At 53.3% G+C, this 25,482-nt stretch carries 25 protein-coding genes; all 25 read left to right on the top strand.

Annotation, left to right across the window (positions count from 1 at the left end; all coding sequences use genetic code 11):
- Positions 1-54 precede the first annotated feature (54 nt).
- The 25 genes from QGH09_08940 (at position 55) to QGH09_08820 (ending at position 25,456) form a co-directional block, all read left to right on the top strand.
- Entirely contained in the window at positions 55-471 is a 417-nt protein-coding gene (locus QGH09_08940; protein HJO18308.1) for a DUF6677 family protein, read from the top strand.
- 11 nt (positions 472-482) lie between these two features.
- Positions 483-656, top strand: coding sequence for a hypothetical protein (locus tag QGH09_08935; protein HJO18307.1), 174 nt, complete (start codon positions 483-485; stop codon positions 654-656).
- 34 nt (positions 657-690) lie between these two features.
- A complete protein-coding gene (locus QGH09_08930; GenBank protein HJO18306.1) occupies positions 691-1,131 on the top strand; it encodes a VanZ family protein in 441 nt (146 codons plus the stop codon).
- A 79-nt stretch (positions 1,132-1,210) separates the two neighbouring features.
- Positions 1,211-1,993: an enoyl-CoA hydratase-related protein gene (locus QGH09_08925; GenBank protein HJO18305.1), complete on the top strand. Its 783-nt coding sequence runs from the start codon at positions 1,211-1,213 to the stop codon at positions 1,991-1,993.
- A gap of 12 nt (positions 1,994-2,005) precedes the next feature.
- Entirely contained in the window at positions 2,006-2,542 is a 537-nt protein-coding gene (ribH, locus tag QGH09_08920) for a 6,7-dimethyl-8-ribityllumazine synthase (GenBank protein ID HJO18304.1), read from the top strand.
- Positions 2,539-3,006, top strand: a complete 468-nt coding sequence (gene nusB, locus QGH09_08915; protein ID HJO18303.1) for a transcription antitermination factor NusB — start codon at positions 2,539-2,541, stop codon at positions 3,004-3,006. Before ribH ends, nusB begins: the two co-directional genes overlap by 4 nt.
- 16 nt (positions 3,007-3,022) lie before the next feature.
- The gene (lysS, locus tag QGH09_08910) at positions 3,023-4,525 is read left to right on the top strand and encodes a lysine--tRNA ligase (protein ID HJO18302.1); all 1,503 of its coding nucleotides are present in this window, start codon (positions 3,023-3,025) and stop codon (positions 4,523-4,525) included.
- Between the two features lie 13 nt (positions 4,526-4,538).
- Positions 4,539-5,774, top strand: a complete 1,236-nt coding sequence (locus QGH09_08905; protein HJO18301.1) for a lipoprotein-releasing ABC transporter permease subunit — start codon at positions 4,539-4,541, stop codon at positions 5,772-5,774.
- Between the two features lie 5 nt (positions 5,775-5,779).
- A complete protein-coding gene (locus QGH09_08900; GenBank protein ID HJO18300.1) occupies positions 5,780-6,454 on the top strand; it encodes an ABC transporter ATP-binding protein in 675 nt (224 codons plus the stop codon).
- Between the two features lie 174 nt (positions 6,455-6,628).
- Positions 6,629-9,115 (top strand): ATP-dependent Clp protease ATP-binding subunit, encoded by a 2,487-nt coding sequence (locus tag QGH09_08895; GenBank protein ID HJO18299.1) that lies wholly within the window; start codon positions 6,629-6,631, stop codon positions 9,113-9,115.
- A 109-nt stretch (positions 9,116-9,224) separates the two neighbouring features.
- Positions 9,225-11,801, top strand: a complete 2,577-nt coding sequence (bamA, locus tag QGH09_08890) for an outer membrane protein assembly factor BamA (GenBank protein ID HJO18298.1) — start codon at positions 9,225-9,227, stop codon at positions 11,799-11,801.
- Positions 11,802-11,931: 130 nt separating this feature from the next.
- The gene (locus tag QGH09_08885) at positions 11,932-12,537 is read left to right on the top strand and encodes an OmpH family outer membrane protein (protein ID HJO18297.1); all 606 of its coding nucleotides are present in this window, start codon (positions 11,932-11,934) and stop codon (positions 12,535-12,537) included.
- A gap of 104 nt (positions 12,538-12,641) precedes the next feature.
- Positions 12,642-13,892 (top strand): acyl-ACP--UDP-N-acetylglucosamine O-acyltransferase, encoded by a 1,251-nt coding sequence (lpxA, locus tag QGH09_08880; GenBank protein HJO18296.1) that lies wholly within the window; start codon positions 12,642-12,644, stop codon positions 13,890-13,892.
- Positions 13,885-14,742, top strand: coding sequence for a UDP-2,3-diacylglucosamine diphosphatase LpxI (gene lpxI, locus QGH09_08875; GenBank protein HJO18295.1), 858 nt, complete (start codon positions 13,885-13,887; stop codon positions 14,740-14,742). Before lpxA ends, lpxI begins: the two co-directional genes overlap by 8 nt.
- Positions 14,730-15,689: a Gfo/Idh/MocA family oxidoreductase gene (locus tag QGH09_08870; GenBank protein HJO18294.1), complete on the top strand. Its 960-nt coding sequence runs from the start codon at positions 14,730-14,732 to the stop codon at positions 15,687-15,689. The genes lpxI and QGH09_08870 overlap by 13 nt, the downstream gene beginning before the upstream one ends.
- The gene (locus QGH09_08865) at positions 15,682-16,587 is read left to right on the top strand and encodes a hypothetical protein (protein HJO18293.1); all 906 of its coding nucleotides are present in this window, start codon (positions 15,682-15,684) and stop codon (positions 16,585-16,587) included. The genes QGH09_08870 and QGH09_08865 overlap by 8 nt, the downstream gene beginning before the upstream one ends.
- Positions 16,587-17,378: a menaquinone biosynthesis protein gene (locus tag QGH09_08860; protein ID HJO18292.1), complete on the top strand. Its 792-nt coding sequence runs from the start codon at positions 16,587-16,589 to the stop codon at positions 17,376-17,378. The genes QGH09_08865 and QGH09_08860 overlap by 1 nt, the downstream gene beginning before the upstream one ends.
- Before the next feature lie 2 nt (positions 17,379-17,380).
- Positions 17,381-18,595, top strand: a complete 1,215-nt coding sequence (gene mqnC / locus QGH09_08855; GenBank protein HJO18291.1) for a cyclic dehypoxanthinyl futalosine synthase — start codon at positions 17,381-17,383, stop codon at positions 18,593-18,595.
- Between the two features lie 15 nt (positions 18,596-18,610).
- Positions 18,611-19,828: an amidohydrolase family protein gene (locus QGH09_08850; protein HJO18290.1), complete on the top strand. Its 1,218-nt coding sequence runs from the start codon at positions 18,611-18,613 to the stop codon at positions 19,826-19,828.
- A 47-nt stretch (positions 19,829-19,875) separates the two neighbouring features.
- Positions 19,876-20,730: a UbiA-like polyprenyltransferase gene (locus QGH09_08845; GenBank protein ID HJO18289.1), complete on the top strand. Its 855-nt coding sequence runs from the start codon at positions 19,876-19,878 to the stop codon at positions 20,728-20,730.
- Positions 20,720-21,328 (top strand): UbiX family flavin prenyltransferase, encoded by a 609-nt coding sequence (locus QGH09_08840; GenBank protein ID HJO18288.1) that lies wholly within the window; start codon positions 20,720-20,722, stop codon positions 21,326-21,328. The genes QGH09_08845 and QGH09_08840 overlap by 11 nt, the downstream gene beginning before the upstream one ends.
- On the top strand, positions 21,316-22,053 hold the full coding sequence (gene ubiE / locus QGH09_08835; GenBank protein HJO18287.1) for a bifunctional demethylmenaquinone methyltransferase/2-methoxy-6-polyprenyl-1,4-benzoquinol methylase UbiE: 738 nt from the start codon (positions 21,316-21,318) through the stop codon (positions 22,051-22,053). The genes QGH09_08840 and ubiE overlap by 13 nt, the downstream gene beginning before the upstream one ends.
- 97 nt (positions 22,054-22,150) lie before the next feature.
- Positions 22,151-23,176 (top strand): TonB C-terminal domain-containing protein, encoded by a 1,026-nt coding sequence (locus tag QGH09_08830; GenBank protein ID HJO18286.1) that lies wholly within the window; start codon positions 22,151-22,153, stop codon positions 23,174-23,176.
- Between the two features lie 52 nt (positions 23,177-23,228).
- Positions 23,229-24,227 carry a tRNA (adenosine(37)-N6)-dimethylallyltransferase MiaA gene (gene miaA, locus QGH09_08825; protein HJO18285.1) on the top strand — a complete coding sequence of 333 codons (999 nt, stop codon included), beginning with the start codon at positions 23,229-23,231 and terminating at the stop codon, positions 24,225-24,227.
- A 14-nt stretch (positions 24,228-24,241) separates the two neighbouring features.
- Entirely contained in the window at positions 24,242-25,456 is a 1,215-nt protein-coding gene (locus QGH09_08820) for a phosphopentomutase (GenBank protein HJO18284.1), read from the top strand.
- Positions 25,457-25,482: the final 26 nt, after the last annotated feature.

Here is a 25,482-nt window from a genome sequence, read left to right as displayed (position 1 = left end):
ATTTGGTCGCGCGGAGTGGATTGGCCGAAGTTCAATTCGAACCTTGTTGGCCTTATGACTAAGTATTCACGACGGTCCCGTGCGCAGGCGCAGGTAGCTGGCAACGTGGAAAGTCCAACAACCTTGATCTGCTTAATGGCGTGGGCAGTGCCCGGCGCCGGTCATTTGTGGCAGGGTCGAGTTCGTCAGGGCTTGGTATTTATGGTGACGTTGCCTCTGATGTTTGCGACCGGACTCTGGCTTGAGGGACGCATCTTTTTTTTTGATGCATCCGAGCCGTTAGTTGCCCTTGCCGCGGTGGCTAACTTCGGCATTGGCTTGCTCTACTTACTGGGGCGGGTCATAGACCTTGGCTCGGGGAACGCCGTCGCAGCGACCTACGAATACGGCAACTCCTTTCTGATTGTTGCGGGACTACTTAATGCCCTAGTGGTAGTTGATGCTTACGACGTCTCGCTCGGTCGGAAATAGGGACTCAGTGCATGGCAAGTCACTTTTTCCTGATGGTACTTTTCTCGTGTTTTGTGTCTGTGGTGTTTGCTGCATTGATGCGTGACAAGCCCGAGGACCAGATTCGTTTTGGCGCAATGCTCTTTGCTGCATTTCTGCTTACTGGCGTCACCCTTGGTTGGCTCATGTATCCCTTTCCCCTGTGATCGGCAGCATGCTGACGGAATGATGCCTAAGAGCATGCCCGACCGTCGTCTTGAATCTCGTTGGTGGTTGTGGGGACCGGTTTGGGCGCATATGACAGCAATTTTCATTTCGTCCTCGCTGCCAGGGTCGGCCGTACCGTCCGCGGTACCTGACAAATCGGTACACCTCGCCGTCTACGGTCTTCTCGGAGCTCTCCTGCTCCGTGCGCTCGCTGATGGACGATGGGCTGGTGTGAGGGGTAAGACTGCTCTTGCCTCGATTTTCTTAACGATTGCCTACGGCATTTCTGATGAGTGGCACCAATCGTTTGTGCCGGGGCGAACGCCAGATTCCATTGACCTTATAGTTGATGGGGTCGGTGCTGCTACTGTGGTCGGTGCCACTTGGGTGTGGAGTATAATTAGGGCACGTCGAGCGCATGCCACGCGTTGCTCGGGCCACGCCGCGCCGACCTTCACCGAACGACTCCCGTGACGTCCGACTGCGTCCTTCCGCTTTGGTAGGTGGTTCGGCCGGGTCGCGTCTCGGACACGCGAGGCGATAAGAGAACTGCATGGCTTTTGAGAATCTTGAAGTAGCGCATGAGGATGCCGTTGTCATCGTCACGATCAACCGTCCAAAGGTGCTGAACGCTCTTAATGGCCAAACCATCGACGAGTTGCATCAGGTCGTGGCCGAGGCCTCTAGTAGCGAGTCCGTCCGTTGCGTCGTGCTGACTGGGGCCGGTGACAAGGCGTTCGTGGCTGGTGCTGACATCGCCGAGTTAGCTGAACTAACGCCGGTGAATGGCAGTGCGCATGCGCGGCGCGGCCAAGCGCTGTTTGGGTTGATTGAGAGTTTAGGCAAGCCGGTCATTGCGGCGATCAATGGTTACGCCTTAGGCGGCGGGTGTGAACTCGCGATGGCGTGTACCTTACGTCTGGCTTCGGACTCTGCCAAGCTCGGCCAGCCCGAGATTAATCTTGGAATTATGCCCGGCTACGCGGGTTCGCAGCGTCTACCCCGACTGGTTGGCAAGGGGCGGGCCCTTGAATTGTTGCTGACGGGAGCTCACATAAGTGCCGAGGAGGCTCGCCTGATTGGCCTGGTCAATCGCGTCGTGCCGGCCGCCGAGCTGATGACTGAGGCAAGAAAGCTCGCGAGGGAATTGGCAGGCAAGGCACCGGTCGCGGTCCGCGCAATCATTGCTGCAGTTAACGAAGGATTAGAAATGCCGTTTTCCCAGGCCGTGGTCCATGAGTCAGTTTTGTTTGGCTTAGTTACGTCGACCGATGATATGCGTGAAGGAACTAACGCGTTTCTTGAAAAGCGTAAGGCGGTCTTTAAGGGTTCGTGAGGTTCACTTCCAGTGACGCGTTCATTCGACTCATCGGTCTTGCCAGACGCCAGGAATCTCCATGTAGCCTTGGTCGTGTCTCAGTATCATCGTGAGGTAACGGACCGGTTGCGGCAGGGTGCGATGGCTGGACTTAAGCAGGCGGGTACTGACGAGGAAGACGTGGAAGTAGTGGAGGTTCCGGGAACGTTTGAAATTCCATTGGCCGCTCGCTGTGCTGCCGAAAGTGGTCGATTTAATGCGATAGTTTGCTTGGGATGTGTGATCAAGGGTGATACCGCGCACTTTGAGTTCATCGCTTCGGCAGTGGCTCACGGCATTACGGCCGCCTCGGCTGAGACGGGTGTTCCGATGACTTTTGGTGTTTTAACGACCAACTCACTTGACGAGGCTATGGCACGTACTTCGGTCGAGGACCTCACAAACGACGGTCCATCCAACAAGGGGTGGGAAGCAGCCGCGGCCGCTATTGGGTTGGTAAATGCGTTGACGACACTTACCATTGGAAGTGAGATACCCGCGCACCTCGAACCGCCGGAGGGCGGGTGAGCATCGTGCGGCAGCGAGGTCGCTCGAGCAAAGCTGATACTCCGGATGAACCTACGCGACATCAGAGTCGTGAGGCCGCTCTTCAGCTGCTGTACCAGAGTGAAGTTGGTAAGGTTCCTATAGACGTCGCCCTCGAAACATTTGATCGACTGGAATTCATTCCATCGCAGCGGGAATTTTCCACGTGGCTCGCTAAAGGTACCGCTTCACACTTAAAGGACATCGATCCTCTCATTACGAGGAGTGCCCAACATTGGCGCCTAACGCGCATGGCTGTGATTGACCGTTTGATTATGAGGATCGCCGTTTTTGAGTTTCTGTACGCGCACGACACTCCCCGAGCGGTCGTGATCAATGAAGCAATTGAGCTAGCCAGAACGTTCAGTGCCCATGAAGCAGTGCCTTTTGTGAACGGCGTTCTCGACGACATTAAACGTCATCTCGATGGAGAAACAGTCGATTGAAAATAGGTAATACGTTATGACGAACGAAACCGATCAACTCGCTCAGCGACGCAGCAATATGGTCGAAGTTGGTCGTTTAGGTCGTAAGTTGTACCCAAATTCATTTCCGTGCAGTGACACGATTGCGGAATTGATCGATCGCCATGCTCAACAGTCTGGTGATGCACTGGAGGTCGCAAAACCCAATACGACGACTGCAGGGCGGATTCTCAGTATCCGAAGTTTTGGCAAGGCCAACTTTCTCGTGCTATCCGACGGACGTGTTCGGATCCAGGTATATGTACGGAAGGATGGATTATCAGCTGACGACTTCGCTCTGTTTAAGCTGCTCGACTTTGGAGACCTAATCGGAATTGAGGGAAGGCTCTTCCGGACGAGGACCGATGAGCTCACGATCTGGGCATCGAGGATTGAATTTTTGGCTAAGTGTCTGAACCCGCTTCCAGAAAAATGGCACGGCTTAAGCGATATCGAAATTCGGTACCGGCAGAGATACCTTGACCTCATTGTAAATCCCGAAGCACGTCGCGTTTTTGAAGTACGTAGTCGTGTGCTAGAGGGTCTACGAAATTTTATGAATGCACGACAATACCTTGAGGTCGAGACGCCGATGATGCAACGAATCGCTGGCGGCGCCCTAGCGCGGCCGTTTAAGACTCATCACAACGCGCTCGATCTTGATCTCTATCTTCGTATCGCGCCTGAACTTTACCTCAAGCGTTTGGTCGTAGGTGGTATTGAGAGGGTTTATGAGATTAACAGGAATTTTCGGAACGAAGGGATTTCGACCCAGCACAATCCTGAGTTCACAATGCTAGAGTTCTACCAGGCTTTCAGTGATTATCGTGATTTGATGGGGCTTACCGAGCAGATGTTATCGGAAGTCGCACAGCACTCAACGGGTTCAGATAAGGTCTCTTATGGTGAGCATCAGATCTCGTTTTCTCCACCCTACGCGCGAGTGGCACTTCGGGATGCTGTGTGCGAGGCCGCTTCTGTGCGTCTCGGGAAGACAATTCAAGATGGCACACTCCGTGTGCGCGAGTCTGCTGTCGATTTGGCGCAACGGCTCGATGTTGATGTTCCGGCAGGAGCGACGGTTGGCAATATTGTTCTAACTCTGTTCGAGGAGCTTTGCGAGAGGACGATCATGCAGCCAACGTTTGTTTACGACTATCCAACTGAAATTTCACCGCTGTCAAAGCAGCGGGCTGATGACCCAGAGACCGTCGAACGCTTTGAGCTATACGCTGGTGGGCTTGAGATTGCCAATGCCTTCAGTGAATTGAATGACCCTGCGGAGCAACGCCGTCGTTTCGAAGCCCAGCGTCAGGATCGTCAGCAAGGTGATCTAGAAGCGCACGCTATGGATGAGGACTACCTTCGTGCATTGGAGTACGGTCTTCCACCAACCGCTGGGGAAGGGTTAGGTATCGACCGTCTTGTGATGCTACTCACCGATAGTCATTCGATTCGTGACGTCATCTTGTTTCCGCTGATGCGTCCGCGTCGCGAGTGACCCTTCGATTATTATGCGTCTGCCGTTTGAATTGTATATCGCGCTACGGTATCTGCTAGCTCGCCGCCGACAGGCGTTCATTTCTTTAATTTCAGTAATTTCCACTGTCGGCGTGGCGGTAGGAGTGATGGCTCTACTCATTGCCCTTGCTCTAATGACCGGACTGCAGCAGGAGTTACGCGATCGGATCGTTGGTTCGGCCGGACACATTTATGTGTGGAAACTTGGCGAGTCAGGTCTGGCTGAATACGAAGTCGAACTTGAACGGCTTCGCCAGGTGCCGAGGGTCACGCGGGCTGCCCCAGTCATTTTGGGCCAGGCACTAGCAACGACGGACACAAGCGAAGCATTTATTACTCTTAAGGGGATTGATCCAAATCTTGAGGCCGATGTTACTGAAATCGGTTCCGCAATTCGTGACGGGACTCTTGATGCGCTCGCTCCTTCTGTCGCTGGTACCCTCGAAGGGCTAGTCATTGGCGAAGGTCTTGCGGCAAAGCTTGGCGCCTTCGTCGGTGATGAGGTTACGTTACTGACGCCGCAGGGGCGGCTATCCCCGATGGGTGTAATGCCTCGAGCGCGGCAATTCCGCATTGTCGGTCTCTTTGATATGGGATTGCACGAGTTTGATACCAGTTATGCCTATGTTCGCCTCGATGTGGCTGCGAGGCTGTTGGACCGCACGGGTGCTGATTTTATAGAACTCAAGGTTGACGATTTGTACGCGGCGTCTGATGTCGCGGAGTCAATCACTCGGGAGCTTGGCACGAGCTATCTAACCCAAGACTGGTCGGATCTAAACCGCTCGCTCTTCTCAGCGCTTTGGTTGGAGAAAATGGCGATCTCGATCACCATAGGGCTGATCGTGCTCGTTGCTGCGCTAAATATCGTCGCGTCACTCATTCTTCTCGTTATGGATAAGAGTCGCGACATCGCAATTCTCAAAACTATGGGGACAAGCACTAGAAGTGTTACGGCGATCTTCATGCTTCAGGGACTAATCATCGGGCTCGTAGGCACAGCTGTTGGCGCGATTGGTGGTGTTGTGGCAACCCAGGTTCTTGACCGGCAACAATTATTGCAGTTACCAGGTGATGTGTATCAGGTGACCTACGTACCTTTCACTCTTGATCCACTCGACATTGTAATGGTGTTGTTATCAGCGGTTGCTGTGTGTTTCGTTGCCACTATCTATCCGTCTCGTCAGGCGTCTAGTGTCGACCCCGCGCAGGCGTTACGTTACCAGTGAAGGGTATGCCTTACATCGAGGTTTCCCAGTTATCGAAGTCATTCCAAACGCAAAGTGGGCCCGTTTCAGTTCTCCGTGACCTCGAGTTTACTGTTGAAACTGGCGAGATGGTTGCAATTGTGGGCGCGTCGGGCGTAGGGAAGAGCACGCTGTTACAGTTGCTAGGTGGCCTGGATTCCGTTGACAGTGGAAGTATTGTTGTCGGCGGTGTTGACATCGCGACCCTCTCAGATGGAGAGCGCATAACTTTTCGGCATTCGCAAGTTGGTTTTGTTTTTCAGTTCCACCATCTTCTCCCTGAATTCACGGCGCTCGAAAATACTGAGATGCCGTTGCGAATCGCTCGGATTAATCCAGAGCAGGGCCGTCCTCGGGCGAAAGCGCTTCTTGTTCGTGTGGGCTTGGGTAACCGACTTGATCACCGTCCAGGGATGTTGTCTGGTGGAGAGCAGCAGCGGGTGGCGATTGCCAGAGCGCTTGCGATGGAGCCGACCCTTCTATTGGCTGACGAGCCCACTGGTGACCTCGACGAGGCGACGGCCCAGACTCTCCATGATCTTTTACGCGAAATGCACCGGGAGCGGAGACTTACCTCGATTATTGCAACCCATAACATGCGATTGGCGGCCGGCTGCGATCGTGTGCTTCGTTTAGAAGTGGGCCAACTTCGACTGACCTGAATTCGAAGAAACCTATGGAATAGCGCAAGTATCGAGGCTTTGTCGTTTGGTGGAACTAGTGTGCAGTTGGGATGACCCTCAACCAAAGTGTTGTCGTCTCAGGCTGTAAGACTCAGAAAAATGAAAGGTTTACGGATCCCTAGGCAATCAATGAAGGAAGACTGATGGCTTATAATGGTTTGGAGAGCGGCACCGCTGTCGCAGATTGAGAACGGGATGTTCGAAAGGTATACGGAACGGGCTCGCCGGGTGTTGTTCTTCGCGCGTTATGAGGCGAGCCAACTAGGTAGCATTTCTATCGAGACCGAGCATTTACTTCTGGGCTTGATCCGTGAGGGTAAGGGGCTAACTAGTCGTATTTTTTCGCGTTCTAACCTTTCTCTTGAAAATATCCGGAAGCAGATTGAAGGCCGCACCGTTTTCAGGGAGAAGGTGTCGACGTCGGTAGAGATTCCCTTTAGCGGTGAGTCGAAGCGTCTCCTTCAGTTCGCGGCCGAGGAAGCTGATCGCTTACTGCACAACTACATCGGTACCGAGCATCTCTTGCTTGGAATCTTGCGGGAAGAACGCTCTAAAGCTGCGTCGATCCTGATGGAAAAGGGAATGCGGCTCAATAGTGTCCGCGAACACATCGTAGCGCTTCTGAATGAAAAGACGACGATTGCGCGGGTAAAAGAAACGCCGCTTCTCGCTGAATTTTCCCGTGATCTTACAGACTCGGCTATGAAGACAGAATTAGATCCACTCGTCGGGCGCGAACTCGAGTTGGAGCGACTTCAACAGGTGCTCTCTCGCCGAACGAAAAACAACGCCGTTCTCATCGGTGAACCCGGCGTCGGGAAGACTGCCATCGTCGAGGGTTTGGCTCAGAGAATCGTCCAAGGGGAAGTACCGCATTTCCTAGCTGACAAACGGCTCTTGATGCTTGACATCTCTCTCATTGTTGCTGGAACGAAGTACAGGGGACAGTTTGAAGAACGCCTAAAGGCAATTATGAAAGAGTTGACCGAGAACTCGAACGTCATTGTTTTCATCGACGAATTACATACGCTTGTCGGCGCCGGCTCGGCTGAAGGATCTCTTGATGCGGCGAATATCCTTAAGCCCTCACTTTCACGGGGTGAAATTCGCTGTATTGGAGCCACCACTCCAGCTGAGTACCTGAAATACATAGAGAAAGATCGATCTTTAGAGCGGAGGTTTCAGGCAGTCAAGGTGGATCCCCCAGGCGAGAACGAGGCGCTCAAGATTCTGCTTGGTGTGAAGGAACGCTATGAGTCGTTCCACCATGTTAAGTACACAGAGGAGGCGCTCAAGGCTGCTGTGTATCAGTCGAGTCGCTACATTACTGATCGGTTCTTGCCGGATAAAGCGATCGATATTATGGACGAGGCCGGTGCTCGCGCCAAACTACGCCATGCTGGACGTAGTGAGGAATTTTGCGAAATCAATAAGAGTATCCAAGTTGCGGTCGAACAGATGGAAAACGCTGCTGCTCAAAAGAACTATGAAAAGGCACAGTTCTTTCGGGAGCAAGAGGTCATCGCTCGGGAGAATCTCCAGCTCGTTCGAGAGAAATTCGACGTGAAGTCGAATACTCAGCAAGCTGTTGTTGAAAAAAAGCAAATCGATGAAGTTGTCTCCAAGTGGACTGGCGTGCCAATCACGTCCATTAACCAGGATGAGGGTGACAGACTGTTGCAGATGGAGGAGGAACTTCACCATCGTGTTGTTAGCCAGGGCAAGGCTATTTCCGCGCTAGCGCGCGCGATCCGTCGCTCACGTGCTGGCTTGAAAGCCCCGAATCGGCCGGTTGGTAGTTTTGTGTTCCTCGGGCCAACCGGAGTTGGTAAGACCGAGCTAGCCCGGGCACTCGCAAATTTCTTGTTTGGGACTGATGCAGCTCTTATTCGTTTCGACATGTCTGAATATATGGAAAAGCATTCAGTATCGAAACTGATCGGTTCGCCGCCTGGCTACGTTGGTTACGAGGAAGGCGGGCAGCTCACTGAAAAAGTCAAGCGTAGTCCCTATTCTGTGGTACTCCTCGACGAAATAGAGAAGGCTCACCCTGACCTCTTCAATATCCTTTTGCAGGTCTTTGAAGATGGGCACCTGACTGATGGACTTGGTAATCGTGTCAATTTCAAAAACACGATTCTCATCATGACCTCGAATATTGGGGCTCGGTACATCCAGAAGAAGGCGTCGCTCGGGTTTCAGTCATCTGATGCGAAAGAGGTTAGTAAGAATATTAACGAGAAGGTGCTGGGAGAGGTTAAGCGTATCTTCAATCCCGAATTCATCAATCGGATCGACGAAACTATCGTGTTTGAAGCACTATCCAACAAAGATTTAGCAAGAATTACGCAGCTTTTGATTGTTCAGCTCAACGAGCACTTGGTAGACCGGCATCTGCGGATAGAGCTGACACAAGAAGCGATCGCCTGGATCATCGATCAGACATGTAATGACCGTTCCTACGGGGCGCGGCCGCTGCGTCGGGCGATCCAACGATATGTTGAAGATCCACTGTCCGAGGAGCTAATCCGGGGCCGACTGAATGAGGGTAATGTCGAGGTCTACGTCGATTCTGGATGTCTCGCTTACCGGGCCGTGGACGGCGAGCTTGATGGTCGCCAGCTGGTTAGCGACACTTAGGTTCTCCAAAGGGAGAGGCGATTCAAGTTCGAGGCAGAAATGGTGGCGCCAGTTCTTTTCCAAGAGCGATGCGTGAGAGGGGTTGGGGAAACGACCTATGCGGGTTGTTGTGACTAGAAGATTAGAAGGGATTGTTCAGGCGGCGGTGAGGACGGTGTTGGTCTGGAGGATTGCAGTCGTCCTGGTCATCGGCACGTGTCCTATGGCAGTTCTGGCTGAGCCGGTAGCGATGATTTTACCACCAGCGGCGGAGACACAACAGTCTGAAGCAATGCCGCCGACTGGGTCAGTGCCTGTTGTGCGGACGATTCAGATTGCCTTCCCAGCGCAGGGGAATGTGCCCTCTATTGAGCCGTCCACTTACCTGTACTATATCGAGACACGCCCGAGTCGTCCGTCTGAACATGTGTGGTTGGAATATGACGAGGAACGGGTGCTTGATGACTTCCGCAATTTGTGGGCGACAGGATTCCTCGACGACCTAACTATTGAGTATAACGACGAACCCTATCCCAATGGCGTGGTGGGCCGGAACATCGTCTACAACATGGAAGAGCGTGAACGGGTTCGCATTGTTGAATTCAACGGTTCTGATCAACTCGACCGCACGAAGATTGAAGAAATGTTGGTACAAGCTGAGACTGCGATTCAACTTGATACCTTCATCGACACCGGATTAATCAAGAAAGCTAAGACAATTCTGCAGGTGATGCTTGCCGAAGAGGGTCATCACAATCCTGTAGTCACTCACACCATTGAAGCCGTTGCTGGAGGACCGAAGCGGGTGCGTCTTACTTTTAATATCGAGGATGGTCCAGAAACACGCATCAGAGAGATCGAATTTGCAGGCAACGAAGAGCAAAGTGACCGCGTGTTGCGAGGCCAGATGAAGGCAAATAAAGAGCCGGTCAAAATCTGGCCGCTAAACTTTTTCTTCAGACGCGGGACCTTTAAGGAGCACCGTTTTGCTGAGGATGCGGACGGGATCATTCAGCATTACAGGAGACTTGGTTATGTGCGGGCCCAGGTTGGTCGACCAGAATTGACTACCCTTGAGGATTCTGTAGACGGCAAAAAGCGGTACGTGAAGATGCGGATTCCTATCTCAGAGGGGATTCGATATCGGCTCGGAGAAATGACGTTTGAAGGCGTGGAGATTATGCGCCTTGACGCAGTCCGACGCCAGTTCGAGATCGAGGAAGGGGATTATTACAACGAAAAGGTGATCCGAGACGGGATTGAACGAGCGCAAATGATGTATGGCTCCTCCGGTTACATGGAGTTTGTGGCCTTCCCGGACCTTTCCCCTCGCGACCAGGTTGTGGAAGATGATGGCAATGTCCGACGTATTGACGCCCCGCCGATTGTGGACGTAACGATTCGAGCAGAAGAAGGTGAGCAGTACTTTGTTGGGCGGATTGACTTCTCGGGTAACACAACGACGAGGGACAAAGTGGTTCGACGCGAACTTCGAGTATTTGAGGGCGGAGTGTTCAATACCGAAATGCTCAAGATAAGCGTCCGTCGGTTAAATCAACTCGGTTATTTCATACCGCTTGAGGAGGATGCCGTTGACGTTGAGAAGACTGAGGGAAAAGATAACGAAGTCAACCTAAGCATCCCTTTGGAGGAAGAGAATCGCAACCAAATCAGTTTTGGCATGGGTTACTCCGAATGGGATGGTTTCTTCGGGCAGCTGTCGTTCGGCACCTCGAACTTTATCGGCCGCGGTGAGGCAGTGAACTTCTCATTGCAGCATGGTGAATGGTCAAAAAATTATATGATCGGGTTCACTGAGCCGTTCCTGTTTGACCGCAACATCGCCGCCGGATTCAGTGTGTTTAAGACGAAGCTGAATTGGATTGGGCAGTTCACACAGAGCTCACTGGGGGCGAACTTCAACGTCAGTAAACCGATTGCGATGTTCACACGGATGTCGTTTGGATATGCCTACGAGCAAACAAAGGTTAGCGATCTCGCTCCGGCCTTCAACAATCCGAGACTACTACAGTACAATCCATATCTGACGGATTCGTTGCTTCTTGGAACGGATGGTGCCCGCACTGTCAGCAAGTGGGTTCCGGGCATAATTCACAATACGATCGACCACCCAATTTTTCCGAGCGCTGGTAAACGCATCACTACCTCGCTTGAGTTTGCGGGTCCTGGTGGCAATACCAAGTTTTATCGGCCGCGCCTCGAAACTATCTTTTATGTTCCGCACACCCCGGCAACATCGTTTGGTTTTCGGCTCGATACACAGTACATCAGGCCGTATTCCGACACGACCTACATCCCGCTTTTTGAACGGATTTATCTTGGCGGTGAGTATAGTATTCGTGGATTTGACCTTCGCACCGTTGGGCCGCGTGACGAGGCGTCAGGGCTCGTGCTCGGTGGCACCAAGAGTGTACTCCTCAGTGCCGAATATATGATTACATTGGCGCAGCCTGTGCGTTTGGTTCTGTTCTACGACACTGGGCAGGTCCAGGAAACTGGTGTGAATTTTAACTATGATGATTTTAAGACGTCGACCGGGGCTGAAGTGCGGTTTCTCATGCCCGTCATGAACGTGCCGATGCGGTTGATTTTTGCTTATAACCCGCAGCGTACAGGTGTTCTCGATAATAATTTCAGGCCAGAAGGACGGTTCAATTTTCGGTTCGCTGTGGGCGCTCCGTTTTAGGGATGGGGTTGAGTTGAATGCGTAGAAGCGAAAATAATGGTCGTAACGGTGTAGAATGGGGCGCTGTTCTGGTGTGATGGCTGGCCTAGCGGAAGTGCTTGGTCACGGTTAAGAGTATGAGTTGGTTTTGATGCTCGGATTTCTGAAGGGGAAGCAGTCGATGAAAGTATCGTGTGTTGTCGCGATGTCCGTGTTTGTGCTGGGCCTGGGAACCGGTCAGGTTTGGGCAGCTGGGCAAGAGGCGCAGGTAGCGCTCCCGGAGGGGGCTCCCATAGCTTGGGTCAATGTGCCACAGATCGCTGCCGAATCAGCCAGTGGACAAGAACTTGCTGGACAAGTGCAGGCGCTCAATGAGGAGAAGATTGCCGAAATCAACGCGATGAACACAGAACTCCAGGCTACTCAAGAGAAGCTCGAACAGGGCGGTACAGTGATGAGTGAGACTGCGGCCGCGCAACTTCAGCGCGACATCGGACGGTTGCAGATTGATATCCAACGTGCTACCGAGGACGCCCAGGTCGAAGTACAAACCCTGACAGAAGAATTACAGATTGATTTTCAAGATAGCCTAATGCCGATTATTGGAGAAATAGCTGCTGAGAAGCAGTTGCATATTGTATTCAGCGTAACCGATTCTGGGGTGGTCTGGACCTTACCAGGGCTCAACATCACTGCTGATGTGATTGCTCGATTCGACGCTGCGCATACAGCGTCAGGGGGCGACGACCAGCCATAACCGTAACGCTCCCGTTCGCCGCAATGTGACTAGCGGACCGCACCTTGGACGCTGCTTGCTGGTTCGCGTAGGGCGGCGTCGTGGCCGCGTGTTCCGAAGCCTCCGTGCCTATCAACATTCCGGAAACGCTCGATAAGCTCAGTTACCGGTATCCCTCTTTCCTTGTCGATTCGGTTGTCGACCATGAGCCTGGCCGCTCAATCACCGCGATCAAGAACGTCACATTCAACGAAGAATTCTTTCAAGGGCACTTTCCTGGTATGCCCTTGATGCCAGGCGTGCTTATGATCGAGGCGTTCACACAGGTTGCGGCGATTCTAGTATTACAAGACCCCGATCGTGCTACTCAGCGAACTTTTCTTAGAGGTGTAGACCAGGCGAAGTTTCGTCGGCAGGTTGTACCAGGTGATCGCCTGCGTCTCGAGGTGAAGCTTCGTAGATCGGCTGGCGAATTAACTGAAGTTGATTGCCTGGCGGACGTTGAAAATCAGCCCGTTGCCGCTGCAACCCTTTTACTTGGCGTAAAAGAGGTTGATATTGAGATTGATCCCACGGCCCTTGTGGCCCCTGGCGCGGAGATTGGCGCTGGTAGCGTCATCGGATCTCACGCGATCATTGGCGAGCACGTCAAACTGGGGCGGCGTTGTCATATAGATGCTTCGGCTGTAGTCGATGGCATGACCGAGATCGGCGACGATACGAAGGTGTTTCCCTGTGCTTCCATCGGGTTAATTCCACAGGATCTTAAATTTCATGGGGAACAGAGTCGTCTGGTAATTGGTCAACGAAACGTCTTCCGAGAATTTGTTACGGTCCATCGGGGCACTGAAGGTGGCGGGGGTACTACGAGGATCGGTAACGATAACCTCTTTATGGCGTATGCGCACGTTGCTCACGACTGTACAGTCGGCAACCATACGATTTTCGGCAACGGTGCCACGCTTGGTGGACATGTGTCGGTTGAGGATTATGCGACGATCAGTGCTCTATCTGGCGTCCACCAATTCTGCCGAGTTGGTGAACACGCATTTGTAGGTGGGTTTTCAGTCGTTACCCGTGACGCCTTGCCTTATGCGCGAACAGTTGGTAACCGTGCTCGGGTTTATGGAGTCAACACGATTGGTCTGGTGCGGAGAGGCTTTTCACCCGGCGTGATCACCCAGCTTAAACGCGTGTACCGTTACCTCCTCCAGTCGAAACTCAATACCAGCCAGGCGCTAGAAAGAATTCAAGCTGACAAGACGCTACTCTGTGCCGAGGTTGACTATCTCGTGAATTTCATCCGGTCGTCGGAACGTGGTGTTGGCTTACGTAGGCCTGGTCGACGTCTTGACGAATTGATCGTAGATGATTAGCCGCACAGTCTCCGAGACTCCACCCATCGGTGTCATTGCAGGCAACGGCCGGTTTCCATTCCTAGTGCTCGATGGGGCACGCCAACTTGGTCGAAACGTTACCATTGTGGCGATCCAGGAAGAGGCTGATCGCAGTATTGAGCAAGCTGCGGAGGGTGTTCCGGAGGCTGTTGTCCATTGGGTATCGCTAGGCCAACTGGGGAGATGCATCTCATTACTAAAAAAGTCTGGTGTTAGCGAGGCTGTAATGGCCGGTCAGGTGAAACACTCCAAGTTGTTTTCTGGCCTAATACCGGATTCAACTTTACTGTTGGTGTTGAAACGGCTTCAGGTGCAGTCCACCGACGCTTTACTATCGGCGATTGCGGATGTCCTTGGAGAGCACGGCATCACGTTAATTGAATCAACAGCCTTTCTTGAGTCCTTGCTAGCCAAGTCTGGCACGTTGACACGCAGAGAACCAACGATTGATGAATTGGCCGATTTTGAGTTCGGTTACCGGATAGCCGATACCGTTGCTGGTCTTGATATTGGCCAAACCGTCGTTGTGAAAGATAGGACCATAGTCGCGGTCGAGGCGATGGAAGGGACGGACAAGGTCATTGGGCGAGCCGGTCGGCTTGCGGGACCTGGCACCCGTATTGTGAAAGTGGCAAAGCCGAATCAGGATATGCGGTTCGATGTACCAGTCGTCGGGGTACCGACTATTGAGGCGATGCGAGATGCTGGTGCGTCGGCACTGTCAATCGATGCGGGTAGAACTTTGATAGTAGATGGCGACGCGTTCGTGCAAGCGGCTGATGAGGCAGGACTATCAGTCGTCGGACGAATAATTGAATGCCCCGGGTAGCCACGGTGACAGAGCATTCACTCCGTGTTGCAGTTGTCGGCGTCGGTCACGTAGGAAGTCAACACGCCCGTATTCTGTCGTCCCTAGCAGGCGCTGAACTCGTCGCCACTGTTGACATCGATGAGGGTAGTGCGATTAGAGCCGCTCGCGGGACCTCAGCGAAGGCTGAGACCGACGTTGCAGCACTTAAGGGCCGTGTGGATGCTGTGATCGTGGCGGTTCCCACAAAGAACCACTTGGAGGTTGCCAGGCCACTTCTTAACGCTGGCATTCCGGTGCTCGTTGAGAAGCCGATGGCGAGTAACCTCGCCGAGGCCGACGAGATGCTAGCCTTAGCGGAGCATTCTGGTACGTGCCTTACGGTTGGCCACACCGAGCGCTTCAACCCGGCGTTGACAACGACTTTACCGCTAGTCGACAAGCCGAGGTTTATCGAGGTCCATAGGCTTGGTGCTCACACGTCACGGAGCTTGGATATCGATGTCGTATTCGATGTCATGATTCACGATCTTGACGTTATTCTCAACGTGCTTAACTCTGACGTAGTATCCATCGAGGCGGTCGGCGTACCGATTCTGAGTGATCGCATTGACATTGCGAACGCGCGAATCCGGTTTGAGTCCGGTTGCGTTGTAAACTTAACCGCAAGTCGTATCAGCCGAGAACGTGTGCGAAAGATCAGGTTCTTTCAGTCAGGTTCTTATTTGTCAGTGGATTATGTTAAGCAACAGGCTGAGCATTGGCGTCTTTTGGTTGACGAAGAAGGAGAGTCTACAATCGAGGGTGGTCCAATCGAGGTAACGGGCGGGGAGCCGCTTGAGCGTGAGCTCACTGATTTCGTGCTTGCGGTGCGTGATAAACGAAATCCGGCTGTATCAGGAGCGGAAGGACGGCGCGCCCTAGCGCTCGCCGAGCAAATCACAAAGCGGATCACTGATTATGTCTAATGAAGCGGCATTGGATGACCTTCGCGCGACGTTGACAGAAGGTGGCCAACTTAGTGATGGTCAGGTGGAAAACCTCACCTTGAATACCGACTTACTTTCTCTTGGCATGCTTGCTGACGATGTACGACGGTCTCGACACGGGGACTCTACGACTTTCGTTCGTGTGGCTGAAGTGCCTGTGCAGGGATCGGTTTCTCCGGAGTTAAGAGGAGAGGCGATGGAGCTTCGGATCATCGGTGTTCCGGATTCTCCGGAAGTGATGGTATCGGCAGTCCGACTAGCTGCCGAGGCCGGTAGACCTGTTACGGGATACGCTGTTCATGATCTCTTGGAAATGTCCAATGGTGATATGGCTTTGTTTAGAAACTTATTGGATGAGCTACTCGAGGTAGGACTGGCGGCCATCTCGGAGCTCGTTGTGGACCGTACACCTGAGCCCGAGTCCGTTATCAGCACTGTTGTGGATGCAGGTTTAGCGATTTCTCGCGTTACAATTCATGAGGCTCTCGGTGATAAAAGGATCGGATTTGTGAAGGCCGTGGCTGGCTGGATGCTACCGGCGAACGGAGTGTGGGCTTTTGCTCCGCTACCCCGTGCTGATGTAGTGAGCGACTCCGGTGCGCCGCCACCAACTGGGTACGACGATGTTCGGCAGGTTGCGCTAGCGCGTTTACTGGTTGACAATATTGGCTCGATTCAGGTCGACTGGACATTGCACGGACCGAAGTTGGCTCAGGTAGCTCTGACTTTCGGTGCCGATGACATCGACGCTGTGCCTGCCGTTGATGCTGTTGATTTGGGTTCGCGAAGAACATCGTTGGAGGAAGTCCGGCAGAATATTCGCGCCGCGGCGTTTGTGCCTGTTGAAAGAAACGGCTGCTTTGAGAGAGTTATGTGATGATTCGTCTGGGGGCGGTGTCCTATCTGAACGCACGGCCGTTGGTGCACGGACTCGATCAGCAGACCAATAGATTCTCGTTACGCTTCGACGTGCCGTCGAGATGTGCCTCGCTTCTCCACGACGGGAGTGTAGACCTTGGCTTGATACCATCAATTGAAGTTACTCAGCGGCCTGACTATCACGTTGTACCTAACGTAGCGATCGCGTCGACAGGGCGTGTGGCTTCGGTAGCCGTCTTTGCTAGCCGTCCAATTACAGCGGTGCGATCGATTGCCGTTGATAGAAGTTCCCGTACGTCTGTGGCGCTGTTACGTGTTCTTTGTGCCCAGTCGTTTGACATTGAACCGAAGTTTGTGACCCTAGAGCCAGACATCAAGGCGATGCTTAAGCGTTGTGACGCTGCACTTCTCATCGGCGATGCGGCGCTGTTTACCGACCATGATGCACTTGGCATTGAGAAGATTGATCTCGGTGAAGAGTGGACAGCAATGACGAATCTTCCATTCGTATGGGCTTTTTGGGCTGGGCGTCCTGGAGTGGTCGAATCTGGGGACATCGCGGCCTTGACTGCTGCACGAGATGCTGGTGTGAAGGCTAGCGACGCTATTGCAACTAAGTTCTGTGAAGGGGATGAGGGAAAGGTTGAGATAGCGGTGGATTACCTTCGTGACAATATTAGTTTCACCCTCGATGACTCTGCGCGTGCCGGTCTCAAGAAATTCCTTGAAGCTGCGAAGGACCAGCGTGTTGTGCAATTACTGCCGCCACTGAATTACTACGAGCCGTGACAGTGAACTCTCAGACCGTTGACGAAATCGCTCGCAAAGTGGGTGATGGCGGTCGCCTAAACCGGAGGGAAGCTCTAACCCTATACGAACAGGCACCAACCCACCTGCTCGGTTGTCTGGCTGATGAGGCGTGCGCTCGTCGTCACCCATCTGGGATTGTTACCTATATCATCGACCGAAACGTCAACTACACCAATGTCTGTGTGGCGAAGTGCAATTTTTGTGCTTTCTATCGACCCGTGGGGTCTGCTGAAGGCTATGTGCTCGGCTTTGACGAATTGTTTACCAAGATCGACGAGACGATTGCAGTCGGCGGTGAACAGTTGCTACTGCAGGGCGGGCATAATCCCGATCTTCCGCTTAAATGGTACGAAGATCTATTTCGTGCAGTCAAAACGCGATATCCGTCATTCCGACTACATGCATTGTCGCCACCAGAAATTATCCACCTCTCGCGTCTTTGCCAATTGGACGTACCGTCAATCATTGAACGGCTTACCAGTGCCGGGTTGGATAGTATCCCCGGGGGTGGCGCTGAGATCCTCGTTGATCGGGTAAGGCGGGAGCTAAACTGCTACAGCAAAGCTTCAACCAGGGAATGGTTAGGTGTAATGCGGGAGGCCCACCGTGTGGGCCTAAGAACCACAGTTACGATGATGTTCGGGACGGTCGAAAGTTTAGATGAGCGTATCGAGCATTTGATGCGCGTACGCGATCTTCAGGACGAAACTGGCGGGTTCACGGCATTCATCACTTGGAGCTTCCAGCCGTCAAATACTGAGCGTGGTGGCAGGGAAGCAACTGGAGTGGACTACCTACGCACCTTAGCCTTGGCAAGGCTTGTACTTGACAACATTGACAATATGCAGGCGTCTTGGGTCACCCAAGGAGGCAAAGTCGGACAGCTCAGCTTGTCATACGGTGCGAATGATATGGGCAGCGTTATGATTGAAGAAAACGTTGTCCGGGCTGCGGGTGCCGCCTTCTGTATGGACGAGTTAGAAATTGTTAGAAATATTGAAAACGCCGGTTTTATTCCGAAACGGCGGAATGTGCACTATAAAGTGCTTGGTGATCCAGTCGTGCGGCAACGTGACGTTCCAAGGATGACCACGCTCGCCCAAGCTAGGGCTGCTAATGATCATTCGGTGCCGGAAGAATTGGTGAGATATCGTGCTAGGACGCCTAGTGGAAAGCGGCAGCGCGTCCAGCGATAGAGGGTCCTCTTCCCGATGCGTCGTTACCGCGCTGCTTGGGCTCTCCCCATCGCGGCTCCCCCAATCAAGAATGCCAGTGTTACGCTCGATCGTGGGCGCATTGTTTCCATTGGTCCGGCCCCCTCGAACACTTCTACAGCCAGCAAAGACTACGTTGATCTCGGTTCAGCCGTAGTATTACCTGGTCTAGTTAACGCGCACACGCACCTCGAACTTTCGTTTCTAGGAGGCCGCATAGCACCTACTGAGTCAATGCCTGAGTGGGTCGATGAGGTCCTTAGTTCAAAGCTTGGCGCTGACATTGAGAAACGTAATGCTATTGAATCGTCCATCGTTGAGTTAAGGCGTCATGGCACAGCTCTCGTTGGGGACATCAGTAACACCTTGGCGACGGTCGCGCCACTTAAGCGAGCGCCTCTTTCGGCGGTGGTCTTTCACGAACTTCTGGGGTTCAACTCCTCCGACCCTGATGCCCAAGCGCGTTCCGCGGTCGAGGCAACCGACTTGTCGAGCGAAGTCGAAGGCGTCAGAGTCAGTGTTGCTGCGCATGCGCCCTATTCGGTGTCACCTGCATTATTTGAAGCATTACGCCGCGAATTAAGTTCCAAATGTCCAATGGCGCCAATCACCGTGCATCTAGCCGAATCGGCTGAGGAATTAGTGTTTCTCGACGATGGCGGAGGCCCTTGGCGGCAGTTACTGGAGCGACGTGGTGCATGGAATCCATCTTGGGAACCTCCCCGGTGCAGCCCGGTCGAGTTTCTTAAGCGGGTTGGTTGGCACGACCCTTCGGTCATCGTCGTACACGGCGTGCACTTAAGTGTTGAGGACCTTCTTGGACTTTCGGAAAGTGGCGTAACGTTAGTGACCTGTCCACGAAGTAATGTGTGGACAGGAGTCGGACCGCCCCCCATTAATCGTTTTATAGAATCTGGTGTCAGCCTAGCGGTCGGTACGGACAGCCTAGCTAGCGTACCCGACCTAAATCTTTTTGCCGAAATTGCGAGACTGCGGGAAATCTCACCAGAGGTTCCGGCCTCGTCCTTACTCATGAGCGCCACGATTGGGGGTGCGAGAGCGCTCCGCTGGGAGGATGAGTTTGGCACGATTGAGCCGGGGAAGAGTGCGGACTTGATTACTGTGGCACTTCCCGAGACCGTCAGTGATGTGGAAGAATATCTGGTCTGCGGTATCGGTGCTTCAGACATTACTTGGCTCGAGGACGTGTCCTGAGGGAGGAGTAGCTAGTCATTGTTCCCGAATCGAGGAGGGGTGGATTGATGCTGAGTCGGATCCAAGCTTACGCCTCATTCGTCCGTTTTAGTCACTCGGTGTTTGCGTTGCCGTTCGCTTTGGCGGGCATGCTGCTAGCGTCACGGTACACACAAGTCACACTCAGTCGTGTGGGCTGGGTCATTGCCGCTATGGTGGCTGCCCGCACCGCGGCAATGGGCTTCAACCGTCTAGTGGATGCGAGACACGATGCGTTGAACCCTCGTACCGAGGCGAGAGAAATACCCCGCGGCGTCATTTCACGCTTCCAAGCGGTGATGTTTGTAATGTGTTGGTCATCGGTGTTCGTTGCTGTGACCTCTCAGATTTCTGTCCTCTGTCTTGCCTTGTCGCCTGTTGCATTGGCAATCGCTTTTTGGTACTCGCTGGCGAAGCGATATACGAACTATTCGCAACTATTTCTCGGACTTGCAATGGCAGTTGCGCCGGTTGGGGGGTGGCTGGCCGCGGGCGGGCGCTCGGGTTGGGAACCATGGTTGCTCGGTGTGGCGATTGGGATGTGGGTCGGGGGCTTCGATGTGCTGTATGCCTGCCAAGATGTTGAATTTGATCGGAACCAGGGCCTACGATCCATTCCAGTCAGATACGGGGTGTTGAAATCATTGTGGATCTCTCGCGGTATGCACGTGGTGACGGTCGTCATGCTCACAGCACTAGCTGCGGTAACGAGTTTAGGGCAGATTTATCTTTTCGGTGTGGGTGTAGTAGCGGCACTGTTAGTCTACGAGCAGTCTCTCGTGCGCGCTAATGACTTGTCGCGTATTAAGCAGGCGTTTGATTTGAATGGCTATGTCGGCATTCTCTATTTAGCGACCACTTCGGCAGCAATCTATGTCGGATGAATCTCGCCGATCGATCGCCATTGCCATTACTGGTGCCAGCGGTGCGCTATACGCTGTACGCACCGTTGCCGCTCTGCTTGAACGAACGTTCCATGTTGAATTGGTCGTGAGTGACTTTGGGCGTCGGCTTCTAATGGAGGAGCTCAGTGTTTCCGCTGACCGTTTATTACCGCATCTTATAGAGACTTATGGTGAGACTGTTGAGCGTGGGAGCTTGCAGCTACATTCGAACAAAGATCTTGGTGCGGGTATTGCGAGCGGTAGCCATGGCTGTGACGGGATGGTTATCGTGCCGTGTTCAATGAAAACGCTGGCTGGGGTAGCCCACGGACTGTCACGGAATCTAGCCGAGCGGGCGGCCGACGTAATGTTGAAAGAACGTCATCCGTTAATCCTTGTACCACGCGAGACTCCAATGAGCCTACCGCAGTTGAGAAACATGGTTACCTGTGCCGAAGCAGGGGCGATGGTCCTTCCCGCGATGCCTGCGTTCTACCAAGGACCTAAAGAGCTAAGCGATCTAGCGGATTTCATGGCAGGGAAAATTTTGGCAGCACTTGGGCTGAAGCATAATCTGTACCCGGCATGGAAGGAATGACCGTCGGTCCGAAACCTCTTCAGAAGGACGCTCACTATATCGCGAGCATGTTTAATGCTATCGCACCACGATATGACATCCTGAATCATCTATTGAGTGCTGGGTTTGATAGACGATGGCGTGCTCGAGCAATCGCTGAACTCGAATTAAGTGGGCAGGAAACGCTTGTTGATCTCTGCACAGGGACTGGCGACCTGGCACTCGCGGCAATTCGCTCACGTCGTTCCGGGGCACGGCATGTCGTTGGGATTGATTTTGCCAGTGCGATGTTGCACTTAGGAGCTCAAAAGATACAACGCTTCGCGAGTAACTCGTCCGTCCACCTAATGCGCGGGGACGTGTCGTGCATTCCGTTGTCAGATGAGTCAGCCGACGTGGTGACGATCGGTTTTGGGATCCGAAACGTCTCAGATAGCAAACTGGTTTGTGCCGAAATCCGTCGTGTACTTCGTTCCGGCGGACGTCTAGCAATTCTCGAATTTAGCATGCCTTCAACCGCGGTCTTCAGAGGGCTGTACCGGTGGTATTTTACGCATTTCCTGCCACGCCTCGGCCGCCTCGTTTCGCGTCATTCGGAGGCTTATTCTTACTTGCCGGCCTCGGTACAGTCCTTCTTAACTCCGGCCGCGTTGTCGGCCCTGCTGGTGGAGTCGGGCTTCACGAATGTGCGGACAATTCCACTTACCTGCGGTGTTGTATATCTGTATTTGGCAACCCGCACCTGATCAATAGGGAAATTGCTGGCTGTTATAATCTTCCTACTGACTTATGTACTTTGAGTTCGATTCATCGCGTCCCGACCCGCCGTCTTTTGACGGTCCGATGTCGCGCCGCGAGGGGTTTCTGATTTCGGTTCTGGGCCATGTCTTGCTACTGGTGCTTGTACTACTGATTCCTGGGCTGCCGTTTGTCCAAGAGGTAGTTCAACGTCGCGCACAAGAGCGCGCGGCTCGCAATGCAGAGCTTCTTGAAGAGCGGTTGGCAGAACAGCGCCAAGCCGAACGCTTTGTTTTTGTTCAACCACGCATTGATACTGAGGCACTAGAGTCCCCAGATGTCGGCATGCTGTCAGATCGGGATCGTTCGGCGATGGCTCCTGAGCGTTCGGCTGAGCCACTGAATCCGGTTCCATTCGCGCGTGGCGATTCTTCTGAACTTGTCATCCTTCCAGAACTTGCCGAGGAGGTAAGGGGTGATGGTCCAGGATTGGATCCCGCCGATGGTGAACCGGATGGTGAAACTGTTGAGGAACTTGCTAGTCCTGAAGATGCCGTGGTTAATGAGGCTGAGGTGTTGGCGAATGCGGCCGATACTGGTGTCATCGACGACAGAGAACTTGGTGAGGTCGACATAAATGATCCCGGTACAGTTGGTAACGACGCACCGAGGACAGCATCTAGAATTCCTCCGTCGGGAGTCCAGGCGCCATTATCTGGCGGTTCGTTAGGTGAAGTTATCCGCAATCTTGAGAGGTATGTCGATCAAGAGACCTTCGATAATCCAAGTGGAGGAGGCGGACAGTTCGGTCCTTCGATTCAGTTCGATACTAAGGGCGTAGAATTTGGGCCATGGATTCGGCGCTTTATCGCTCAGATCAAACGTAACTGGCTGGTGCCATACGCGGCTATGGCTTTTAAGGGACACACGGTGGTTACCTTCAACGTTTATAAGAACGGTATGTTGACCGACGTGACTGTTATCCAGCCATCAACAATCGACTCGTTTAATTTATCGGCACGCAACGCTCTGTTGGCATCTGACCCTACACAGCCGTTGCCGTCAGAATATCCAGCTGACAAGGCGTTCTTCACGGTCACCTTTTATTACAATGAACGCCCGCCCCTCTAACTAGTGCCAATCTTTAGGTTGTGGTTCCCGAATCTGTAGTGGAGGTCGGTATTTGAGTGGCCGATTAGCGGGCGGTCCGTCCACCCGACTGCCGAGTAAGACCAAGATCTTGGTCGCAATCGTCGGTCCAACTGCAACTGGCAAGAGCACGTTGGGAATCGAAATCGCTGAGCGTTTTGGCGGTGAGGTGATCAGCTGTGATTCGACAGCTGTCTACAGAGGATTTGATATTGGTACTGATAAAGTTCCGTTGGAAGGGCGTCGAGGAATACCGCACCACCTGATCGACGTTGTCGATCCACGTGAGAACTATTCGGCAGCGCGGTATGCTACCGATGCGAGTGCCGTAGTATTTGAGACCATCGCTCGGGGGCGGCTGCCGATACTTGTTGGTGGTACGGGACTCTACTATCGTGCACTCACTCGCGGTTTATTTCCTGGCCCTGGGCGGGACTCCGACCTTCGGGAACGGTTGTTGGCCTTGAGCGACAGATACGGCGTGGAACGGCTGCACCGTTTAGTTCGACATGTCGATCCCGAATCAGCCGATCGGATCCATGCCAGAGACGCAAAGCGCTTAATTCGAGCTTTGGAAGTCTACTATCTCACCGGACGGCCTCTGACACGCCACTTCGACGGGACCCATTCACCGCTAATTGGATATAGCATTATTGGTATTGCCTTACGCCAGTCAAGTGACCTGACAGCAGTGAAAGTGGCGCGGCGTGTAGAAAGTCAGCTTACCGAAGGGCTCATCGACGAAGTCCGGCGGTTGCGTGCTATGGGTATACCTGACTCGGCATTGCCATTCGGTGGCATGGTGTACCGGCAAGTGTTGGCTTTTTTAAATGGAGTTGGCACCGAGGAGAGTACGCGTGATGACATCATACGGGCCAACCGTCGATACGCTCGGCGTCAGTTGATCTGGTTTAGGAAAGAGCCTAATCTACACTGGATTCAGGTTGACGATGGACCGGTGCACGCGTTTAGGTTGGCGGAACAAATCGTTCGTGACAACGTGGTAGCTCGGTCAGAGTCTGTAGTGTTATGAGGCGAACGGTGCCCATGATTATGGCGGGTGCCGGAAGTTCGGTGCGACCCTCATCCTTTTCGTTCTCCCGTGCGATTGTGGTTGTTCTTGACGGCGCCGGGGTTGGTGCGCTGCCTGATGCGTCGGAGTACGCGGACGAGGGTAGTAATACCCTCGGGAACATTGCGCGGCACGTAGACCTTTTGATTCCGACGCTTCGCGCGATGGGGCTTGGGAACGTTGTCGATCTTGGAGGTTCGTCACCGGTGCCGTTATCGGCATTCGGACGGATGGCTGAGGCCTCACCGGGCAAAGATTCCGTGACGGGACACTGGGAGTTGACCGGCGTGGTCCTTGACCGTCCGTTTCCTCTATTTGTTGACGGTTTTCCTTTACACGTCATTGCCGATCTCGAACGCCGGATTGGTTATAAGACCTTGGGTAATTCAACAGCTTCAGGAACTGAGATCATTGAGAGACTTGGAAGAGAGCACCTTGAGACTGGTTCACCAATTGTTTACACATCAGTTGATAGTGTCTGCCAAATTGCTGCCCATGAATCCATAATGTCAGTGCCCGAGCTGTATCGTTGCTGTGAGATTGCGTTTGAGATCATGGTTGAGGGACTAGGTGTAGGTCGGGTCATCGCCCGTCCTTTCGCCGGTGAAGTTGGGGCCTTCCAGCGTACAGCAGGGCGACGAGATTTTACGTGCCCAGCGCCAGGTGACACGTTGTTCGATCGGGCAACAGCCGCTGGGGTTCCAGTGGTAACGATTGGCAAAGTTGATGACCTTTTCGCTGGCCGAGGTATTTCAAAGGCGGTCCACACTTCATCCGATGATGACGTAATGGATGCACTTGAGCGTACACTGACGTCGACGCCACAAGGCATCATTATGGCCAACTTGGTCGACTTCGATACTGTTTACGGTCACCGAAATGACGTGTTGGGATATGCGGCTAATTTGGAGCAGTTTGATCGTCGGCTGGCCAGTTTACTTCCATATATTCAGGGCGGCGATCTGTTTATCATTACCGCTGACCACGGGAATGACCCGACAACTCCAAGTACGGATCACTCGCGTGAGTATGTGCCCGTTCTTATTTCCGGATCGTCGGTTCGTGCTGGCACGAACGTGGGGACCCGATCGAGCTTCGCCGATGTCGGTCAAACAATTGCTGAAGGCCTTGGATTGAAACCGCTCGCGTCGGGCATGAGCTTTCTCAGCGAGATCGCACTAGGGGCATAGTCAGTAAGTCGGCCAGGGCTTAAGCG

This window comes from Vicinamibacterales bacterium (assembly GCA_036012125.1).
Taxonomy (GTDB): Bacteria; Acidobacteriota; Vicinamibacteria; order Vicinamibacterales; family UBA823; genus UBA11600.
Note: the sequence above shows the minus strand (reverse complement) of the source record. Positions and strands in the feature narration are given on the sequence as shown.

Excerpts from the sequence above, each read along its gene's own strand:
- QGH09_08940 (HJO18308.1), top strand. The coding sequence starts at position 55 with ATGACTAAGTATTCACGACGGTCCCGTGCGCAGGCGCAGGTAGCTGGC.
- QGH09_08935 (HJO18307.1), top strand. The coding sequence starts at position 483 with ATGGCAAGTCACTTTTTCCTGATGGTACTTTTCTCGTGTTTTGTGTCT.
- QGH09_08930 (HJO18306.1), top strand. The coding sequence starts at position 691 with ATGCCCGACCGTCGTCTTGAATCTCGTTGGTGGTTGTGGGGACCGGTT.
- QGH09_08925 (HJO18305.1), top strand. The coding sequence starts at position 1,211 with ATGGCTTTTGAGAATCTTGAAGTAGCGCATGAGGATGCCGTTGTCATC.
- lysS (HJO18302.1), top strand. The coding sequence starts at position 3,023 with ATGACGAACGAAACCGATCAACTCGCTCAGCGACGCAGCAATATGGTC.
- QGH09_08905 (HJO18301.1), top strand. The coding sequence starts at position 4,539 with ATGCGTCTGCCGTTTGAATTGTATATCGCGCTACGGTATCTGCTAGCT.
- QGH09_08900 (HJO18300.1), top strand. The coding sequence starts at position 5,780 with ATGCCTTACATCGAGGTTTCCCAGTTATCGAAGTCATTCCAAACGCAA.
- QGH09_08895 (HJO18299.1), top strand. The coding sequence starts at position 6,629 with ATGGTTTGGAGAGCGGCACCGCTGTCGCAGATTGAGAACGGGATGTTC.
- QGH09_08885 (HJO18297.1), top strand. The coding sequence starts at position 11,932 with ATGCTCGGATTTCTGAAGGGGAAGCAGTCGATGAAAGTATCGTGTGTT.
- lpxI (HJO18295.1), top strand. The coding sequence starts at position 13,885 with ATGATTAGCCGCACAGTCTCCGAGACTCCACCCATCGGTGTCATTGCA.
- QGH09_08870 (HJO18294.1), top strand. The coding sequence starts at position 14,730 with ATGCCCCGGGTAGCCACGGTGACAGAGCATTCACTCCGTGTTGCAGTT.
- QGH09_08865 (HJO18293.1), top strand. The coding sequence starts at position 15,682 with ATGTCTAATGAAGCGGCATTGGATGACCTTCGCGCGACGTTGACAGAA.
- QGH09_08860 (HJO18292.1), top strand. The coding sequence starts at position 16,587 with ATGATTCGTCTGGGGGCGGTGTCCTATCTGAACGCACGGCCGTTGGTG.
- QGH09_08850 (HJO18290.1), top strand. The coding sequence starts at position 18,611 with ATGCGTCGTTACCGCGCTGCTTGGGCTCTCCCCATCGCGGCTCCCCCA.
- QGH09_08845 (HJO18289.1), top strand. The coding sequence starts at position 19,876 with ATGCTGAGTCGGATCCAAGCTTACGCCTCATTCGTCCGTTTTAGTCAC.
- QGH09_08840 (HJO18288.1), top strand. The coding sequence starts at position 20,720 with ATGTCGGATGAATCTCGCCGATCGATCGCCATTGCCATTACTGGTGCC.
- ubiE (HJO18287.1), top strand. The coding sequence starts at position 21,316 with ATGGAAGGAATGACCGTCGGTCCGAAACCTCTTCAGAAGGACGCTCAC.
- QGH09_08830 (HJO18286.1), top strand. The coding sequence starts at position 22,151 with ATGTCGCGCCGCGAGGGGTTTCTGATTTCGGTTCTGGGCCATGTCTTG.
- QGH09_08820 (HJO18284.1), top strand. The coding sequence starts at position 24,242 with ATGATTATGGCGGGTGCCGGAAGTTCGGTGCGACCCTCATCCTTTTCG.